The following is an 18,042-nucleotide window of genomic DNA, read 5'->3' as shown; positions in this document are numbered from 1 at the left end:
GGGAATCGAGGCCGTATGGCTGCTGAGGGACACGTTCACCGTTCTGGAGGCGCGTTTGCTGCCGTCGTGTCACGCTTTCTGGAGCGTCGGATTGGTGGACGCTCCGGTGAGGTAGGGCGCGCGGTCGCGAGCGCGCACGCATTCCTGCTGTTGTGCCTCTCGCTCACTATTGCGTACGACATCTTCTACTTGAGTTTTGATGCGCAAGGCTTGTCCACGTTGATCTTGGTGCACAACGTGTGGATCGCGCTGTACCTGGGCGGCATTGTGTTGGCGCGGTTGGGCTATCAGTTTGCGGCGGCTTTTGTGGCGTTGATTGTGCCGGCGATGCAGATGGTCTATTCGTCGTACTACTTGGGCTGGGAAGCGGGAGTCCATCTGTTCCTGCTGACGGCGGCCCCATTGCTGTACTTGATTTTGACGGAGCGGCAGCGCATCTGGCGCGTGGTGTGGATGGCGATCAGCTTGACTGCGTTCTTGGTGTGTCAACTCACGATGCCGGCGTCGCGCGCGTTGTATGAGATGCCTCGCACAGTCCTCAACGGCATGTTCTCAGTGGCGGCAGCAGCCACGGCGTTGTTGTTGTTCACGCTGGCGGCGGTCTTTCACTATCGCTCGGAGCTTGCGCGCAAGGTTGCCGCGCAAAACGCCATGCGAGCCGAGTACTTGGCAAACACTGATGCGTTGACGGGCCTGGCGACGCGACGTCCGGTTCTGGAGATTCTCGAGACCTTGTCGGCACCCAACGGCATCCCCTACTGTGTGGCGATCGCAGATGTGGACCGCTTCAAGAACCTCAATGACGAGTTCGGTCACTCCTGTGGGGACACGGTCTTGGCTGAGCTTGGGGTGCGCGCTCGCGCAGAGATGAGGGTCTCCGATTCCGTGGGACGATGGGGTGGCGAGGAGTTCATCTTTGTGCTCCCCGATGCCGCGTTGGAGGATGCTGCCGCCACCATGGATCGAGTACGTCGTGCCATCGGTGAACATGACATCACCTGCGCGGACCATGTGCACCGGGCTACGGTGTCCATCGGCGTCACCGAAGGAGAGCATGTGGGTACTGCCCACCATGCGATCAAGCGAGCTGACGACGCGCTGTATCAGTCCAAGCAAGAAGGGCGAGACCGGGTGAGTGTCGTGTGGCCGGAGACAACAGAAAACGAGCCGATGCCGCAGGCCGCAGATAGGCGAGACCCCCGCGGGGCAGGGGCGTGAGCAACAGCGACACCGTGAGCACTGGTAGTGGCGGGCAGGACGGCGGCGGGTCGAGCGCCCGCAAGCCTGGCGACATTAAGTGGGGCACGATCGCCGGTGTCAGTGTGCTCGGAATCATCGTCATCACGGTGTGCGTGGCGCTCGGATTGTGGCAATGGACGCGAGGCTTTACCACTGGCGAGGTCGTTGCGACTGGTGATCCCGTTCCGATCGCAGATGAGTTTGAGCCCGCCACGGGTGCGGGCGGCGCAGTTGGCAAGAGCGTGACTGCTGAGGGTCGCTGGGCGGATGAGGACGCCGCGCTCGTCGCGGGCCGGACCGTTGAGGGGGCCGATGCGGTGGTGGTCGTGCGTCCATATACGGTTTCCGCGGACGCCACTGGCACGGGAGGAGAGGCCACGCTTGCGGTGGTGGTCGGCTGGCTTCCTCCCGAAGAGGTCCACGACCTTCCGGCACCGGACCCTGCGTCCGACATCACGGGGTATGTGCGTGGATCCGAGGGCGTCTCGGGGATTGGTGAACTTCCCGACAGTGAGGTCGCCGGCGCTTTTTGGGCGCCCACCCTGTCACCAGCTGTCTTCGCACAACACTGGGAGAGCCCGCTCTACTCAGCACCATTGATCGCCGAGACGCCCGAAGAGGGCCTCAACGCGATGCCTGAACCCGAACCCGACCGCGACGTGAACTTCCGGTCCATTACGTATGCCCTCGAGTGGTGGCTCTTCGGGGCATTCTTCGCGTTCATTGCGGTGCGATGGATACGGGACAATGGACGCGTGCAGCCCGCTCCCGATGACGCGGATGCGGGCGCCGTTGACCCCGCCCTGAAGGAAGGATCCTCGTGACCCAGCCTGCCAAGCCCACCACGGCATCGGCCGTCACCCCCGGCGCACTCAAGCGTTACAAAGTGATGGCCATGATCACGGGTACCTTGCTGATCATCGTGTTCCTCGCGATGCTTCGCTACACCTCACTGTTCAACCCTCCAGAGTCCTGGGAGTCGGGTTTTTCGATCCTCGCCCAGGTGCACGGATTCGTGTACATCGTCTACGTCATCACGGTGATGCAGCTGTGGATGCAGGCCCGCTGGGGATACGGCCGCCTTGCCACGATGTTCTTGGGCGGCGTGGTCCCGCTGCTGTCCTTCTTCATTGAAAAGCGCGTCGCGCGCGAACTCGACCCCGCCGTTGCCGAGGAGGCCGCCGCATGACCGCCCAGCCCACCGAGCATCGGCCAGTTCTGGTCGTCGACTTTGGCGCCCAATACGCACAGTTGATTGCACGTCGCGTTCGCGAAGCCAACGTCTACTCCGAGATCGTCCCCCACTCCATGAGTGCGGAACGCATGCTCGCCAAAAACCCTTCCGCCATCATCCTGTCGGGCGGACCGTCCTCCGTGTACGCCGAGGGCGCCCCGCACATCGACCCCGCGATCTTTGACGCAGGCGTGCCCGTCATGGGTATTTGCTACGGCTTCCAGGCCATGGCACAGGTGCTGGGCGGCCACGTCGCCAACACCGGAAACCGTGAGTACGGCCGCACCACCGCGCAGGTCGCGGAACAGGGTGCCGCGCTCGCAGGCAGCCCGGTCGAGCAGACCGTGTGGATGAGCCACGGCGACGCCGTTCACGCTGCGCCCGAAGGCTTCACGGTGCTGGCCCAGACCGAGGGCGCCCCCGTCGCGGCCTTCGAAAACCTCGAGCGCAAGATGTGTGGCGTGCAGTGGCACCCCGAGGTCAAGCACTCGCCGCTGGGTCAGGAATCCATCGAGAACTTCCTGTTCCGCGTCGCGGGCCTCAAGCCTGACTGGACCAGTGAGAACGTCATCGACGAACAGGTCGAGCGCATTCGCGCCCAGATCGGGGACAAGCGTGTGATCTGTGCACTGTCCGGTGGTGTGGACTCCGCCGTTGCTGCGGCCATCGTGCAGAAGGCGGTCGGGGATCAGCTCACCTGCATCCACGTCGACCATGGGCTCATGCGAGCCGGGGAAGTGGAGCAGATCGAGAAGGACTTCGTCGACTCCACCGGTGTGCGCCTCATCATCCGTGACGAGAAGGAGCGCTTCCTCAGCGCGCTCGCAGGCGTGTCTGACCCGGAAACCAAGCGCAAGATCATTGGCCGCGAATTTATCCGTGTCTTCGAGGACGCTGCGCGCCAGGTTGTTGAGGAAGCAGGGGCCGACGGCGAGGACGTCGAGTTCCTCGTGCAGGGAACGCTATACCCCGACGTTGTTGAGTCCGGCGGCGGCGAAGGTGCTGCGAACATCAAGAGCCACCACAACGTGGGAGGCCTCCCAGATGACCTGCAGTTCTCCCTTGTGGAGCCGCTACGGACGCTGTTCAAGGACGAGGTTCGCGCAGTGGGCCGTGAACTCGGCATCCCTGAGGAGATCGTGGGACGCCAGCCGTTCCCGGGGCCTGGATTGGGCATCCGCATCATCGGTGAAGTGACCTGGGAACGTCTGGAGATCCTTCGCCGGGCCGATGCGATCGCTCGCGAAGAGCTCACACGTGCCGGTTTGGACAACGAGATTTGGCAGTGCCCCGTGGTGCTCTTGGCGGATGTCCGCTCTGTCGGTGTCCAAGGGGACGGCCGTACCTATGGTCACCCCATCGTGCTGCGTCCGGTCTCTTCCGAGGATGCGATGACAGCCGACTGGTCCCGTCTGCCCTATGAGACCCTCGCGCACATCTCGAACCGCATTACCAATGAGGTCCCTGAGGTTAACCGCGTCACGCTTGATGTCACCAGCAAGCCGCCAGGCACCATCGAGTGGGAGTAAGGCGAGTCGCGTCACAGCGGCATACAGCAATGGCGGCCAGGTGATCCTGGCCGCCATTGCTATGTCAACGTGGAGTACCCCGATCGGTGGGCGCTGCGACGCTACTTGTCGGTTGTGTTGGCCGTCTCAGAGTTAGCTGCGTCAGCATCCGCTGTCGGGATGTCGCCTGCGCCAGCATCGGCCGTCTCGGAGTCAGCCGCGTCAAGAGCGACCGTGCCGCCGTCGATTCCGGCGCTTCCCTCATCACTACGAACCGGTGAAGGGGCCGACTCGCCGTCAACTGCATCAGCATCGGCCGTATCGCCGGCGTGTCCCGGCCACCTTTGGTTCAAAGTGTCAGGCTTTGAGGCGTCTGGCTCCGCCGGCTCTTCCACGACCGGAGCTGTTGCTTGCCGGGTCTCACGCTTGCGCCCGAGACCCGACACCGCAGCGGACAACAGCATCCACGTGCCAAAGACCGCGAGCCCAATAATGATGGCGAGTTCAAAATCGATCTCGTAGCCGGACAGTGAAAGCGCCATCACAGCGCCAGCGGTCATCACGACCAGGCCCCACAGCGCACTAGAGATGCGCTGACCAATGCGCCGGCGTGGGCGCCCCATGGTGGTTGCGGTACTCATTTGGCGACCTCCTCGATGTAGATGGTGCCTCCGTTGGAGGAGTTGATGGTCAGCGTGGGTTCTCCGGGATTGACAAGGGAAATCCATGTGTCGCCGAGCCAGTTATCAACGCCGTCGTGTTCCCAGAGTTCGCATGAAACATCGCGATCCTCCCAGATCACCATGCCGGTCCCAGTGCCTTCGATGACGAGGTTGGTGCCAGCGGCGACCGTGATGCGGGTGAGGCCTGGACCCACGCCGATGGTCTCGTCGGCCGTGAGGTCGGTCACAGCGAGGGCACTGCTCGGCTCACCAGTGCCGTGGCCCGCGTCGCCAGCCATGCAGTACTCCGGCAAGACCACGCGCGAGTAGTCGTCAGTGAAGGCGTCGACCGTGGCGTCCGTGGACTCGGCAGGGTCAAACGGCTCGGCTGAGATTGATGTCGAGGTTGAAGACTCGTCGGAGCTTCCATATTCGACGTGGACGCTGCCGTCTCCCAGGATTGCCCAGCCGTACCAGTCACTGCTGTAGTGATCGCGGACGCTGTCAGCATTCACGGTGAAGAGCCCCGCCAGGAGGACGGCACACACGGAAACAAATCCCAAGAACCCGAGCCGACGGCCGGACAGTGCCACCACGACAAGGACTGCTCCCAGGCCGATGGTGATAGCAGCTCCCCACGCGACTAGCGGTGCCACGCCAAGTTCGCCGTTGCGGTCGAGCCACAAGACAATGGCGGCGCTGACTACGAGAACCCCGAGGAATCCAAGCCATCCGGGCTTACCTGGGCCGGGTGGCTTGGGCTTGTAGTGGTAGTCGTATGCGGGAGGGCGTGGCCCGGCCGATGCCGGCGGCGCGGTGGCGGCTGCCGTTCGCGTGACCGGAGGCTGGGCGTACTGAGGTGATGTGGAATGCGACGCAGCACCCGAGTCGGCTGGGGTGGAGGTCGCGTGGGCGGCTGATGCAGGAGCTGGGGCATCGGTGTCGGCCGACGAGTAGCGGGTGGGCTCGAAGTCTGTGGCGTTGTCGCGTTTGCGACGAATCAATGTCACCACAATCACGGTGGCGCCAATCAGGAGTGCGAGCGGAGCAAGCACTGCAAAGAACCCGAAGGTGTCTCCGATGTGTCCCCATGCTCCACCAGCCCAATTCACTCCGGGGATTCCCAGAAGTGGGCTGTCATCGATAAAGATCAGACCCACGATCGACAAGATCGCGATACCGAGAAGCGCTCCAACATTCGTGATGCCACGTCCAAAGTCCTGGATGATGATGCGTCCATGGCGGTCAGGCAACAGGCCCCACGCGGCACCATAGGCCAAGAGCACAGGCCCTGTCAGGACCACAGCTGCGAGCACCGTCAGTAGCCGTGCGGGAGCTGGTGCCAAGCCAATCCTTGAACCAAGGCCGGATGTCACACCTCCCATGCCACCTGTCTCGCGGACGAGTCCCCACTCTCGAATGGCAGTGAAAAATGCGGCCTCCTGAGGGGGCTGCGGGTTGTCGCTCATGATGCTCCTTGCAACGTCGTAGGGCCGGGGTCTGTTTCAAGTCTCACGCTCGGCCGCCGGGTCACGCTATGAGGGGACACCCTGATTTGTGCCCTGACCCTGAGGCGCAGCACACCCTGAGATTCACCAGAGCGGGGCCAACCGTGGTGGTGCGTGTGTGACGATGTTCCCGTGAGCACCCCGCAGGCGACCCGCATCGCCACACCCCTTGAGCAACGCCGGAGTGCGCCCGCGTGGTGGCGCGCACTCTTAGGGCTTGCCGCGCTCAGTGGTGCTGGTGCGCTCGCGGTTCAGCGGTGGGGTGCAGAGGACCTTCCGCCGTGGGTGTTTCCCGCTCTCCTCTTCATCGTGTCGCTTGGTCTGATGTGGAGCCCACTCGACGGCGCCTTTGGTCAGGATGCGCGGCGCCTCGACATGCATGGACTTTTCCAGCGTGCCGATTGGGTGCGACTGCTTGTCGGTTTTGTGGTGGGGCTTGCCGCGCTTGGATGGTTTGCGACGTGGGAGTTCACCGAGTCGGTGGTGGTGCGTTCCACGGTCGCGTCGCTCGTGGTGGTGCTGGGGCTGGCGCTCATGCTTGCGCCGTGGTGGATGCGCCTGATTCGGCAAGTGTCGATTGAGCGTACGGAACGTGTGCGGGAACACGAGCGCGCAGAGATCGCTGCCCACCTGCACGATTCAGTCCTGCAAACACTCACACTGATCCGTGCCCGCGCCGACGACCCAGACACCGTGGCGCGTTTAGCGCGCGCCCAGGAGCGCGACCTCCGCGCATACCTGTACGCAGGGCGCGCCGACCCCTCACAGTCGGTTGCTACCGCTATCGCCGATGCCGTTGCGGACATTGAAGACGCGTACGGCGTCGTCGTCGACACAGTGACGGTGGGCGACGCACCGCTGAGCGATACGTTGGCTGCGGCCGTGGCCGCCACACGCGAGGCGACAGCCAATGCTGCTCGTCACGGCATCGGCCCGATTTCTGTGTATGCGGAACTCACGGCCACAGGGTTCGAGGTTTTTGTGCGCGACGCAGGCCCAGGGTTTGACCCTGCCAGCATTGAAGAAGACCGCGCTGGAATCCGCCATTCCATCGTGGGCCGAGTGCAACGCTACGGTGGCCGTGCAACGGTGAATTCTGCCCCAGGAAGTCGCACGGAAGTCACCATTTCCGTGCCGCGAGAGGAGAACTGATGTCGGTATCCGTAGTGATCGTCGACGACCATGACGTGATTCGCGTAGGTGTGCGGGAGAGCCTTGACGACGCCATCGAGGTGATTGGCGAGGCACGAGACGTCGAGTCAGCGGTGGCGGAAATCCTTGACCTCAGGCCCGATGTCGTCATCCTCGATGTGCACCTCCCCGGCGGTACTGGTGCCGGCGCACTCGACGTGCTCTCCCACACACGCGGCCGCATCGATGGCACCCGCGTGTTGGCACTGAGCGTGTCCGATTCCGCCGAAGACGTGGTGTCCGTGATCCGAGCAGGCGCTCGCGGCTATGTCACCAAATCGATCTCCGGCCCCGACCTCTCCGACGCCGTGCGACGCGTAGCGCAAGGAGATGCCGTGTTCTCCCCACGCCTGGCCGGTTTTGTTCTCGATGCGTTTGGCGCCGCTGGCGGTGAGGTGGCAGCCGCAGATGACGAACTCGATCAACTGACAGCCCGCGAACAAGAAGTCATGCGACTCATCGCACGCGGATACACCTACCGAGAGGTGGGGGAGAAGCTCTTTATCTCTATCAAGACCGTGGAAACCCACGTGGGGAAGGTGCTACACAAACTGCAACTCTCCAACCGGCATGAACTGGCGCATTGGGCGGCGCAGAGGCGCATCGTTTAGACGCTGCAGCGGCTCACAGGTACCTGAGTCACGATCTCGCTATTTTTGCGCGTAGCACCCCGGTGGATGGGCCGGGGGTCTTCCAGAACAGGTGCAAAGACCATGACGGTACTCATGCCAGGCGCGCCCACGCGTCACGATGACAGCCACGAGCGACTGCGCGCCCTCGCCTTCTGGGTGGGACACCACCAGGCTTCCGAGCCGGCACCACCTGTGGAGTCTCGCACCAGCGAGTGGAAGGCTCGTGAAGAGGCCATCTCGCGACGCATCAGCGAGCTCGAGTCGATGGTGCCCGAGCTCAAACGCTTGGCCTCGGACCGCCGCGTTCAGGTGAGAACCACGGTCGCCAAGGGTTTTGCCATGTTGGCCCAGGCAGGTCGTGGTCCCGCCGATCGCGAAGTGTGGCGAGTGCTCCTCGACATGTCGAGATATGACAACGATCCGGTGGTGCGCGCTGCCGCAGACGAGGCCCTCGGAGCATTCGAGCAGTACGGTTCCCTCGCACGCCGTTCGCGCTAGGGCCGTCCCGCATCGCTGTGCCGGTCAGTCCACAGCGAGTGTCTGATGTCGGCGTGAGCGCCTAGACTCGTGGCCGTCATGGATGCGCTTTTTGAACTCGACGGCTCCGACTCCTCGAAGCCCCAGCCCGCACGCCCGAACGTCACGGGCGCCACGCCTGAACCCGATCCCGGCCCCGAGCCTGAGCCGTGGCCTGAGCCCGAAGAAGAGCCGATGCCCGAGGAGGCGTGGACTCCGCCGGCATCAGAGCCTGTTGCGCCAGCGCCAGCGCCAGCGCCGGCTGCACGGGCGTTGGGAACAGAGTCACCGCTTGTCCAAGGGCTAAACCCCGCGCAGGCAGAGGCAGTGATGCACCACGGTGAAGCGCTGCTCATCATGGCCGGTGCTGGCTCCGGAAAGACCCGTGTGCTGACGCACCGCATCGCCTACCTGTTGGAGTCTGGCCGTGCGCGCCCTCATGAGGTCCTGGCGATTACGTTTACCAACAAGGCAGCTGGCGAGATGCGCGAGCGCGTCGAGGATTTGGTGGGGCCTGAAGCCCGCCGCATGTGGGTCTCGACCTTCCACTCGGCGTGTGTTCGCATGTTGCGCGCCGACTACGAGGCGGCAGGTCTGAAGTCGACCTTCTCGATCTACGATTCGTCCGACTCAGCGAACCTGATGAAGTTGGTGGCCAAGGAACTGGACATCGACCCTAAGAAGTTCAACGCCAAGGCGCTGTTGAACCGGATCGGCAAGTTCAAGGACGAGCTGATCACGCCTCAGGAAGCACTCATTGCCACCGAGAAAGCCTCCAAGTTCTCCATTGAGCACGCCGCCGGGCGCGCGTACGGCGAGTATCAGAAGCGCCTTGAGGCCGCCAACGCCGTGGACTTTGACGACATCATTGTGCGGACAGTGCGCCTGCTCCAGAACAACGAGGACGTCGCACGCCGCTACCGCGAACGTTTCCGCCACGTGCTTGTCGACGAGTACCAGGACACCAACCACGCTCAGTACACGTTGGTGCGTGAACTGATCGGTCGCGAAGGCGACGCTTCGTTGCCTCCCGGTGAACTCACCGTCGTCGGTGACGCGGACCAGTCCATTTATGCCTTCCGTGGCGCGACTATCCGCAACATCATGGAGTTCGAGAAGGACTACCCGAACGCCCACATCGTCCGGTTGGAGCAGAACTATCGCTCGACGCAGAACATCCTGACGGCCGCCAACACGGTCATCAAGAACAACTCGGATCGCCGTCCAAAGAACCTATGGACCGACTCTGGTGCGGGTGCGATCATCACGGGCTATGCCGCGGAAAGCGAGCAAGACGAGGCCAAGTGGATTGCCGACCAGATCAACGCACTGCGTGACAGCGGCGACTATGCGCCTGGCGACATGGCCATCATGTACCGCGCCAACGCACAGTCGCGTGCACTGGAAGAGCGCTTCATGCGCGCCGACATCCCCTACAAGGTCATCGGCGGCACGCGCTTCTATGAGCGCAAGGAAATCAAAGACATGATGGCCTACCTCGCGGCCGTCGTGAATGAAGACGACGACATCGCTACGCGGCGCATTATCAACGTCCCCAAGCGGGGCATCGGCGACACCGCTGTTCAAGGTATTGACGACCTGCGTCGGTCATTGACCACGGCCGATGCCTCGGTGAGTTTCGGTGTCGCGCTTCGCCGTGCGGACGAGGCGGGGCTCCAGAACCGTGCCGTGCGTGCGCTCGGGGACTTCACCTCGCTGATGGACGATCTGCGTGCCCTGGCCGTCGACAACGGCCCTGCCGGTGTGCTCGATGCCATCGCTGACCGCTCCGGCATGCTGACCGCATACCGTGCGTCGGACGATCCTCAGGATGCGTCGCGAGTCGAGAACATCATGGAGTTGGTGGCCGTGGGCCGCGAGTTCTCGGAAGAGAACCCCGATGGCACCCTCGAGGACTTCCTCGAGAAGGTTGCCCTGGTGGCAGACGCCGACCAGCTCCCTGACGACGACGGAGGCGGCGGCGTCGTCACAATGATGACGCTTCACACCGCCAAGGGACTCGAGTTCCCCGTGGTGTTCCTCACCGGAATGGAAGACGGCACGTTCCCGCACATGCGGTCAATCGAATCCGGCGTCACCAAGGACATGGAAGAGGAGCGCCGGCTCGCGTATGTGGGGCTGACGCGTGCACGCCAGAAGCTCTATCTGACGCGCGCACAAGTCCGCTCAAGCTGGGGCACGCCCCAGTACTTTGGGCCTTCACGCTTCGCGGAGGAAATCCCCGCGGAGCTTGTCGAATGGGAGATCGCGCAGACCTCGATGCAGCAACTACGTGCCCAATCGGATCGCGGCACTAGTCGTTCCAGTTCGTGGACCGGCATGGGTTATGGATCAGGTGGCTATGGCGGCTCGCAGGACCGGGCCGATGGCAACACGTATGGCCGTGCAGGAGCCGTCACGACGCGGCGGGTGCCGCCGAGCCCTCCAGGCGGCGGTGCCGGTGATGTTGGCTTTGAGGTGGGAGACCGAGTCATGAGCGACAAGTTCGGCATGGGCAAGGTGGTCGGCACTGAAGGCGCTGGGCGCAACGCTGTCGTCAAGGTCGACTTTGGCTCGGAAGGTGTCAAGCGTCTGGTCCTGCGCTTCAACAACGTCGAGAAGCTCTAACCACCCCCCGTTCTTCCCCGCCAAATGGCTCCATTTCGCTGTCTAGGCGCCACCTAACGGGCATTTTTAGCCACTAGGGCCGATGCCGGGGAGAGGCGTCGCGTGCACATCTCCCTGTACGCGACGCCTCTCCGTAGTGCTGCCTCGGCGGTGTTTGGCGGGTCTGCCTCGCCTTGCCGGACCGCCTCGTCATGCTGACGTGCCTCGCCTTGCCGGATGGCGTCCCCAGACTGACGTGCCTCGCGGTGCTGACTGGCTTCGCACTGCTGGTCTGCCCAGTCTCGCTGGCTGCGCAGCCACGCCCCGGCCGGAGCATCGGCTCTAGTGGAAGGATTTGCCCCCTATGGGCTCGCACAACAGCGAAATGGAGCCATTTCGCGGAGGAGAGCGGGGCCCACGCCGGGACGAGTGTGGCGCTAGGCTGGCGGCGTTGCTGTTCTAGTCGTTCGTACCCAGGAGGAATGTCGTGGAAACCAGGACCTCAAAAGTTTCAATCATTGGTGCGGGAGCGGTGGGGTCCACCCTCGCCTACGCAGGGCTGATGCGCGGGTTCGCGCGCACCGTAGCGTTATACGATATCAACAAGGCGAAGGTCGAAGCAGAAGCACTTGACCTCGCACAGGGCATCCAGTTCATGCCCGAGGCCACCGTGCTGGGGTCCGATGATGTCGAGGTCTGCCGCGACTCCGACGTCATCGTCGTCACTGCCGGCGCCAAGCAGCAGCCGGGCCAAACCCGAATGGATCTCGCCGGCGCAACCATCGGCCTGATGGACAAAGTCCTCCCCCCGCTCCTCAACGTGGCACCCAACGCGATCTACCTGCTCGTGACGAACCCCGTCGACGTGGTCACCCTTGCTGCTATCAAGAAGTCCGGCATGGACCCCCAACAGATGTTCGGATCCGGCACGGCACTGGACACGTCCCGCTTGCGCCACCAAGTGGCCGCCAAATGCGATGTTGCCGTCGGCAATGTGCACGCCTACATCGCAGGTGAACACGGAGACTCCGAGGTCGCGCTCTGGTCCTCCGCCTCGATCGGTGGACAGCCGCTCACCGAGTGGCGCGACCGCGACGGCAACATTGTCATGGACGACGCAGCACGCGAGCAGATCCATCACGACGTCATGCGGTCCGCGTACACCATCATCGAGGGCAAAGGCGCGACCAACTACGCCGTCGGCGCTGCTGGCGCACGCATTGTTGAAGCCATCCTGGGCGACCAACGCCGCATCATGCCCGTCTCGACGCTCCTGAACTATCCCAACGTAGGCGAGGTCTGCATGTCCATGCCTGCCGTCATCGGCCGCAACGGCATCGAACACCATGCAGACGTCCCCATGAACGAGGCCGAACGCGCCGCGCTCGAAGCCTCGGCCCGCTCCATTCGGGAGACCGCAGACAAGTTTGGCGTCTAACTTCCTGCCGGCAGAGTCCGGGACATGGGTGCGTTCGGCGCCCACATCCCGGACTCTTTGTGTCTCGCTAGGAGTCGTAGTTGTAGAGCACGGCAATGACGTTTTCGCGCTCCTCGAAACTGAGGTCTACTTCCCTCATGTCGAGTACGAATTGCTCCCATCGCCTGCCTTCATCTCCGAGGACGAGGGCCCAATGCTCAGCAGACTCTTCTGAGGCGAATTCGAGAAAGTTCCCGGAATCGGTGCGCCAGGCTTCTACGCATCCGAGGTCACCGCACAGCGCCGCAGTGTCCTCGACGGGGTTGAGTTCTTCCTCATTGGTGAGAAGATCCGCCACGGTCAGTGATCCAGCAAAGCCCGCGGTCGCAAACCACGCCATGGCAGCGAGGATTGCTACGAGGACTGCTACCCCGAAGCCGATGAGCACGTTCCGGAGTGTCTTGTCCTGAGTTATCTTCATTTCGTGACCCTTGTAACGGTTCGAGGTTTTCCAGTTGCATCGGTGGACCGCAACTCCATATGACCAGTGCCGAGTTCGGTTCACGCGATAGCGTTCGAGGTTCTATCCCCCCTGCAGCGATCGCGCCCAACGCACGGCCAGACCTTGTCTTGACCGTGAATTGACACTATTGGGCCACGAGGGGTTGTCGAAGTGAGTGTGAACGAACTTTGTGAAAAGGTACAAAATGGGATAAATGGGATGCCTGGATTACCTGGCGAGCGCCGAGCCCGCAAGCGCAGCAGAAGCCGGCACGACGCTCACCGTGGACGCAGTGTTCCTGGGATACGCGGGCACGAGGCCTTCTTCGGTGGCGCGGCGCTGGCTCAAGGGCGCTCTCACCAAGAGATCGCGACGGGGCTGGTTGCCTCTCTAGAGACGGTGAAATCCCAGGTGGCATCAATTCTCACCAAGCTGGAGGTTGGCGATCGTACCCCCTTGGTAATCGTGGCGTCCGAATCCGGATTTGTGAAGGCGGGGACAGCGCCAAACTATGAGTCCTGAGTAGCTGCCGTCAGTTACTCATCATTCAGTGGCAGGCATTAGGCTGTGGCCCACGAACCGCGGCGCGCAAAACCTGCGTGCCGTTCGCGACAAGCAAGGACGCACATGGATCTCTACGAGTACCAAGCGCGCGATATGTTCGAAAAGCACGGTGTTCCCGTGCTTCCCGGCATCGTCGCCGAAACCCCCGCGGAAGCAAAAGCTGCCGCAGAAAAACTGGGCGGCGGCACCGTCGTCGTGAAGGCTCAGGTGAAGACCGGCGGCCGCGGCAAGGCCGGTGGCGTGAAGCTGGCACACTCGCCTGCTGAGGCAGAGGCTGCTGCCGAGGAAATCCTCGGTCTGGACATCAAGGGCCACACGGTGCACCGCGTGATGATTGCCGCTGGCGCCAAGATCGCCGAGGAGTTCTACTTCTCCGTCCTGCTCGACCGCGCACAACGTCAGTACCTCGCTATGTGCTCTGTTGAAGGCGGCATGGAGATCGAGCAACTGGCCGTCGAGCGCCCCGACGCGCTTGCCCGCGTGGCGGTTGATCCGCTGGTCGGCATCGACGCGGCCAAGGCCAAGGAAATCGTCGATGCAGCTGGCTTCCCAGAAGACCTCAAGGACGCTGTCGCCGAGTCGATCATCAAGCTCTGGACCGTCTACGCCGAAGAGGACGCCACGCTCGTCGAGGTGAACCCCCTGGTCCGCACCGAGGACGGCGACATCATCGCGCTTGATGGCAAGGTCACGCTCGACGAGAACGCATACTTCCGTCACGCAGACCACGCAGGTCTCGAAGACAAGGACGCCGCCGACCCGCTCGAAGCGAAGGCCAAGGCACTCGACCTCAACTACGTGAAGCTCGACGGCTCCGTCGGCATCATCGGAAACGGCGCCGGCCTGGTCATGTCGACCCTCGACGTCGTCGCCTATGCAGGCGAGCAGCACGGCAACGTCAAGCCTGCGAACTTCCTCGACATCGGTGGTGGCGCATCGGCCGCCGTCATGGCTAACGGCCTCGATGTCATCCTCAACGACCCGCAGGTCAAGAGCGTCTTCGTCAACGTCTTTGGTGGCATCACGTCCTGCGTCGAGGTTGCCAAGGGCATCGTGGGTGCGTTGCAGCAGCTGGGCGTTTCGGCGACCAAGCCGCTGGTTGTCCGCCTGGACGGCAACGCTGTGGACGAGGGCCGCGAGATCCTCGCAGCCGCCAACCACCCGCTCGTGACCATCGTCGAGACCATGGACGGCGCAGCGGCCAAGGCCGCCGAGCTGGCCAACGCCTAAGGAGCAACTGACATGGCGATTTTCATCAACTCTGACTCCAAGGTCATTGTCCAGGGCATGACGGGTTCGGAGGGGCAGAAGCACACCGCGCGCATGCTCGCCTCCGGCACCAACATCGTCGGCGGCGTGAACCCCCGCAAGGCCGGCACCTCCGTTGACTTCGATGGCACAGACATCCCCGTGTTCGGATCCGTGGCTGATGCCATGGCCGAGACCGGCGCTAACGTCACCGTGCTGTTCGTGCCCCCGGCCTTCACCAAGGCCGCCGTCATCGAAGCTGTTGACGCCGGCATCGAACTGGCCGTCATCATCACCGAGGGCGTGCCCGTCGCGGACACCGCTGAGTTCTTCGCATACGCGCAGTCCAAGGGCGTTCGCCTCATCGGCCCCAACTGCCCCGGCCTCATCACTCCCGGGCAGTCCAACGTCGGCATTACCCCCGCCAACATCACGGGCTCGGGCAAGATCGGCCTCGTGTCCAAGTCCGGCACGCTGACCTATCAGATGATGTTCGAGCTGCGCGACATCGGCTTCACCACGGCTGTAGGTATTGGTGGCGACCCCGTCATCGGCACCACGCACATCGACTGCCTTGAGGCGTTCCAGAACGACCCCGAGACCGAGGCGATCGTCATGATCGGTGAAATCGGTGGAGACGCTGAGGAGCGCGCCGCGGCGTACATCAAGGAGCACGTCACGAAGCCCGTCGTGGGTTACGTTGCTGGCTTCGAGGCGCCCGAGGGTAAGACCATGGGCCACGCTGGCGCCATCGTGTCGGGCTCCGCTGGCACCGCGCAGGCCAAGAAGGAAGCCCTTGAGGCTGCCGGCGTCAAGGTGGGTAAGACGCCCACTGAGACGGCCGACCTGATGCGAGCCATCATCAACGGCTAACTCCCGTACAGTCTGACGCGGCCCGCCACCCAGCGCTCTGGGTGGCGGGCCGTTGGCGTTTCTGCTTGAGCCCGCGCCGCGCCACCTCCCCGCCCGCTCCGCGCCACCTCCCCGCCACCTCCCCGCCCGCTCCGCGCCACTCCACGCCACTCCGCGCCACCTCCCCGCGAAGTGGTGCGAAATGTGCCAAAAACGGGCCGGAATGACATGTTCTGCACCATTTCGGCTTCGGTGCGGGTGCGGGTGCGGGTGCGGGTGCGGGTGCAGTGCGGGTGCGAGCGCTGTGCGCGGGCGCGCGTTGCCCATAGCGCGCGATCAGCACCCTGACGACACCCGTGCGCGAGCCGCTCCCCAGGAACCGTGGCGCAGTGAGCGACCATAGATCCATGCCTTATTCCTCCCAGCATCGCGTGCGTGCCTTCGTTGGCAAGGCCCGCACTTTCTTGGAGGGCTACCCCGGTTGGGTTGGCGGAGTGTTGACTGGTTTGCAGGGCGCGCTCATCCCGTACCTCACGGTGGTGGTGCTGTCGCTCGCGGTGATTGTTTCTGATCCTGGAGCGTCGACTAGCGCTGGCGTGGAATGGAACTCGGCCTTCAGCGCAGCAAGCATGATCTGGTTGATGGCTCATGGGCTGCCAGCGACCGCAGGGGGAGTGACGTTCACCTTGCTTCCTGCGGGCCTCACGGTGCTGTGCTGCGCAGTAGTGGCGGCATGCGCGCGCCGGTTTGCGACTCGCAGTTGGATGAGTTGGGGCCTAGCGACGGGCACGTATGTGGCGTGGGTGGTGGTGATTGGCTCTATCTCGTTGGGATCGACGCCCGAGGGGGGCGGTCAGGTGGTGCGCGCTGCGACGGTGGCCGCGCTGATGGCGGGGGCGTCTGCGGCGTGGGGTATTTGGCGTGCGCATGGTGCGACTTTTGAGTGGCTGCTCGATCTGTCAGATTGGTTTGTGCGGGGTCTTCGCCGCGGCGCGGGAACGCTGGCGTGGCTCATGGCTGCGGCTGGGGTGGCGTCTGTGGTCACTGTGGTGATGCACGGCGATGAGGTTGCTGCATCGGCGACGGGTCTGGGTGTGGATGTGGTGGGTGGCGTGGTGCTTGCTGTGGGGCAGCTCGCGTTCGTGCCCACGTTCATGGTGTGGATGTTGGCGTACATTGCGGGGCCGGGTTTCTCGGTGGGTGAGGGAACGGCGTATGCGCCGGGAGTTGTTCAGGCCGATGCGCTTCCGGATTTGCCGTTGTTCGCGGCTCTTCCTACGGCGGAGGCGTCGTGGTTGGTGTGGCTTCCGCTGCTCGTGGTCGTAGTGGCGGGTGTCGCACGCGGGTTGACGCGGACAGGGAAACCATTGGAGTGGGCCGATGCCGCGGCCGATGCTGTTGCACTGGTGGTGGTGATCGTGGTGACGGCGGGGTTGGCGGCGATGGCGTCGGGCGCTATCGGGCCGGGGCGTTTGGAGACGACGGGGCCTGACATTGTCTCGTTGATGGCTGCGATGGGCATGCTTGTCTTCGCGGGGTATGTGATCGCGACGGGTGTGCTTGCGGCGTGGTTGTGGTGGCAAGGGCGGCAATCGCAGCGAGAGGGTGAATCTCGCAGATCCACGATGCGCACAGCTGCGGTGCCCGCCAGTCCAGCCGCCGGTCCAGCACCTCCCAGCCCGGTAGCCACCAGTCGCGCAACCAGCGGCGATGCGACGTCTGCTGAGTCGCCAGTGACTCAGGGCGCACAGGTGGGTTCCCGCGCGACGCCCTCGGCACCGAGCAGCGCGCGCGGCAACTCACCGAGTAAGGCACCGCGCACTGCACCGCGCACGGCTCCGAAAGCGGAGAAGCGCTCTTAGTTACTCGCGGATGCGGTAGCCGACGCTGAGGGTGAGGGCGTGGCGGATGGCGATGATGAGTCGTTGGGGTTGGGGATGCCAAAGCGGTCGTACAGGCCGTCGATGGTGTCATTGAGTCCTTCTTCGTAATTGCTCTCACAGGTTTGGACTGCTGAGTTGGTGACTGCGCGGGCCATGCAGGTGCTCAGTTCATCGATGGTGTCGTGAAAGAGTGCGAGGCCGGCGCCTACGAACATGGCGAAGCCTGACATTGCGAGGCCGAACACAACGGCGAGGCGCATGGCGCTGAGTTCTTTGATGCCGTTGGTGCGGATGAGGACGATGATTCCGAGCACGATTGCGATGGGTGCCGTGAGGAACATGCCATAGGCGAGGGGGACGGAGAACAGGTACAGCACTACCGTGAGCGCCAAAGCGAGCATGAATCCGTTGAGGTACTTGCGTGCGTTGTCAGGTACGGCAGGACGTGTGGGTTCTTTGTCGTCCACGGTGCTCCAGAG

The 18,042-nt window shown here is 63.5% G+C and carries 17 protein-coding genes; 13 read left to right on the top strand and 4 right to left on the bottom strand.

Features of this window, described 5'->3' with window-relative positions; translation table 11 throughout:
- Positions 1–15 precede the first annotated feature (15 nt).
- The 4 genes from AOP79_RS01730 to guaA are packed head-to-tail and all read left to right on the top strand — an operon-like array spanning position 16 to position 4,002.
- A complete protein-coding gene (locus AOP79_RS01730; protein WP_062069848.1) occupies positions 16–1,218 on the top strand; it encodes a GGDEF domain-containing protein in 1,203 nt (400 codons plus the stop codon).
- Positions 1,215–2,063: an SURF1 family protein gene (locus AOP79_RS01725; RefSeq protein ID WP_062069847.1), complete on the top strand. Its 849-nt coding sequence runs from the start codon at positions 1,215–1,217 to the stop codon at positions 2,061–2,063. Before AOP79_RS01730 ends, AOP79_RS01725 begins: the two co-directional genes overlap by 4 nt.
- Entirely contained in the window at positions 2,060–2,428 is a 369-nt protein-coding gene (locus tag AOP79_RS01720) for a DUF3817 domain-containing protein (protein WP_062069842.1), read from the top strand. The genes AOP79_RS01725 and AOP79_RS01720 overlap by 4 nt, the downstream gene beginning before the upstream one ends.
- A complete protein-coding gene (guaA, locus tag AOP79_RS01715; protein WP_062069840.1) occupies positions 2,425–4,002 on the top strand; it encodes a glutamine-hydrolyzing GMP synthase in 1,578 nt (525 codons plus the stop codon). The genes AOP79_RS01720 and guaA overlap by 4 nt, the downstream gene beginning before the upstream one ends.
- 101 nt (positions 4,003–4,103) lie before the next feature.
- Here guaA and AOP79_RS01710 read toward each other — a convergent pair whose 3' ends face one another.
- Both AOP79_RS01710 and AOP79_RS01705 read right to left on the bottom strand, forming a co-directional pair.
- The gene (locus AOP79_RS01710; protein ID WP_062069838.1) at positions 4,104–4,622 is read right to left on the bottom strand and encodes a hypothetical protein; all 519 of its coding nucleotides are present in this window, start codon (positions 4,620–4,622) and stop codon (positions 4,104–4,106) included.
- Positions 4,619–6,112 (bottom strand): PspC domain-containing protein, encoded by a 1,494-nt coding sequence (locus AOP79_RS01705; RefSeq protein WP_062069836.1) that lies wholly within the window; start codon positions 6,110–6,112, stop codon positions 4,619–4,621. Before AOP79_RS01705 ends, AOP79_RS01710 begins: the two co-directional genes overlap by 4 nt.
- Before the next feature lie 171 nt (positions 6,113–6,283).
- Here AOP79_RS01705 and AOP79_RS01700 point away from each other — a divergent pair, with 171 nt between their 5' ends.
- The 5 genes from AOP79_RS01700 to AOP79_RS01680 all read left to right on the top strand — a co-directional run bounded on the left by AOP79_RS01700 (position 6,284) and on the right by AOP79_RS01680 (position 12,535).
- Positions 6,284–7,303 carry a sensor histidine kinase gene (locus AOP79_RS01700; RefSeq protein WP_152647959.1) on the top strand — a complete coding sequence of 340 codons (1,020 nt, stop codon included), beginning with the start codon at positions 6,284–6,286 and terminating at the stop codon, positions 7,301–7,303.
- Entirely contained in the window at positions 7,303–7,953 is a 651-nt protein-coding gene (locus AOP79_RS01695) for a response regulator (RefSeq protein ID WP_062069834.1), read from the top strand. The genes AOP79_RS01700 and AOP79_RS01695 overlap by 1 nt, the downstream gene beginning before the upstream one ends.
- Positions 7,954–8,055: 102 nt before the next feature.
- Positions 8,056–8,472, top strand: a complete 417-nt coding sequence (locus tag AOP79_RS01690) for a hypothetical protein (RefSeq protein WP_062069833.1) — start codon at positions 8,056–8,058, stop codon at positions 8,470–8,472.
- 78 nt (positions 8,473–8,550) lie between these two features.
- Positions 8,551–11,118 (top strand): DNA helicase PcrA, encoded by a 2,568-nt coding sequence (pcrA, locus tag AOP79_RS01685; protein WP_062069832.1) that lies wholly within the window; start codon positions 8,551–8,553, stop codon positions 11,116–11,118.
- 466 nt (positions 11,119–11,584) lie between these two features.
- Positions 11,585–12,535, top strand: coding sequence for an L-lactate dehydrogenase (locus AOP79_RS01680; protein ID WP_062069827.1), 951 nt, complete (start codon positions 11,585–11,587; stop codon positions 12,533–12,535).
- A 67-nt stretch (positions 12,536–12,602) separates the two neighbouring features.
- Here the strand turns inward: AOP79_RS01680 and AOP79_RS01675 are convergent, their stop codons facing one another.
- Positions 12,603–12,995, bottom strand: a complete 393-nt coding sequence (locus AOP79_RS01675; protein ID WP_062069824.1) for a hypothetical protein — start codon at positions 12,993–12,995, stop codon at positions 12,603–12,605.
- Between the two features lie 240 nt (positions 12,996–13,235).
- On the opposite strand from AOP79_RS01675, the gene AOP79_RS12070 reads away from it, so the two are divergent.
- The 4 genes from AOP79_RS12070 (at position 13,236) to AOP79_RS01655 (ending at position 17,542) form a co-directional block, all read left to right on the top strand.
- Positions 13,236–13,538, top strand: a complete 303-nt coding sequence (locus AOP79_RS12070; RefSeq protein ID WP_082093268.1) for a response regulator transcription factor — start codon at positions 13,236–13,238, stop codon at positions 13,536–13,538.
- A 105-nt stretch (positions 13,539–13,643) separates the two neighbouring features.
- Positions 13,644–14,810, top strand: coding sequence for an ADP-forming succinate--CoA ligase subunit beta (sucC, locus tag AOP79_RS01665; RefSeq protein ID WP_062069822.1), 1,167 nt, complete (start codon positions 13,644–13,646; stop codon positions 14,808–14,810).
- 12 nt (positions 14,811–14,822) lie between these two features.
- Entirely contained in the window at positions 14,823–15,701 is an 879-nt protein-coding gene (sucD, locus tag AOP79_RS01660; RefSeq protein WP_062069821.1) for a succinate--CoA ligase subunit alpha, read from the top strand.
- Between the two features lie 386 nt (positions 15,702–16,087).
- Complete coding sequence (locus tag AOP79_RS01655; protein WP_062069820.1) at positions 16,088–17,542, top strand: cell division protein PerM; 1,455 nt, start codon at positions 16,088–16,090, stop codon at positions 17,540–17,542.
- On the opposite strand, the gene AOP79_RS01650 is transcribed toward AOP79_RS01655, so the two are convergent.
- The gene (locus AOP79_RS01650; protein ID WP_062069819.1) at positions 17,539–18,030 is read right to left on the bottom strand and encodes a hypothetical protein; all 492 of its coding nucleotides are present in this window, start codon (positions 18,028–18,030) and stop codon (positions 17,539–17,541) included. The two genes, AOP79_RS01655 and AOP79_RS01650, sit on opposite strands and share 4 nt — an antisense overlap.
- Between the last annotated feature and the right edge of the window lie 12 nt (positions 18,031–18,042).

Origin of the sequence: Demequina sediminicola (assembly GCF_000975055.1) — a bacterium.
GTDB classification, from domain to species: Bacteria; Actinomycetota; Actinomycetes; order Actinomycetales; family Demequinaceae; genus Demequina; species Demequina sediminicola.
Note: the sequence above shows the minus strand (reverse complement) of the source record. Positions and strands in the feature narration are given on the sequence as shown.

Excerpts from the sequence above, each read along its gene's own strand:
- sucC (WP_062069822.1), top strand. The coding sequence starts at position 13,644 with ATGGATCTCTACGAGTACCAAGCGCGCGATATGTTCGAAAAGCACGGT.
- AOP79_RS01655 (WP_062069820.1), top strand. The coding sequence starts at position 16,088 with ATGCCTTATTCCTCCCAGCATCGCGTGCGTGCCTTCGTTGGCAAGGCC.
- AOP79_RS01690 (WP_062069833.1), top strand. The coding sequence starts at position 8,056 with ATGACGGTACTCATGCCAGGCGCGCCCACGCGTCACGATGACAGCCAC.
- sucD (WP_062069821.1), top strand. The coding sequence starts at position 14,823 with ATGGCGATTTTCATCAACTCTGACTCCAAGGTCATTGTCCAGGGCATG.
- AOP79_RS01675 (WP_062069824.1), bottom strand. The coding sequence starts at position 12,995 with ATGAAGATAACTCAGGACAAGACACTCCGGAACGTGCTCATCGGCTTC.
- AOP79_RS01695 (WP_062069834.1), top strand. The coding sequence starts at position 7,303 with ATGTCGGTATCCGTAGTGATCGTCGACGACCATGACGTGATTCGCGTA.
- AOP79_RS12070 (WP_082093268.1), top strand. The coding sequence starts at position 13,236 with ATGCCTGGATTACCTGGCGAGCGCCGAGCCCGCAAGCGCAGCAGAAGC.
- AOP79_RS01730 (WP_062069848.1), top strand. The coding sequence starts at position 16 with ATGGCTGCTGAGGGACACGTTCACCGTTCTGGAGGCGCGTTTGCTGCC.
- pcrA (WP_062069832.1), top strand. The coding sequence starts at position 8,551 with ATGGATGCGCTTTTTGAACTCGACGGCTCCGACTCCTCGAAGCCCCAG.
- AOP79_RS01710 (WP_062069838.1), bottom strand. The coding sequence starts at position 4,622 with ATGAGTACCGCAACCACCATGGGGCGCCCACGCCGGCGCATTGGTCAG.
- guaA (WP_062069840.1), top strand. The coding sequence starts at position 2,425 with ATGACCGCCCAGCCCACCGAGCATCGGCCAGTTCTGGTCGTCGACTTT.
- AOP79_RS01705 (WP_062069836.1), bottom strand. The coding sequence starts at position 6,112 with ATGAGCGACAACCCGCAGCCCCCTCAGGAGGCCGCATTTTTCACTGCC.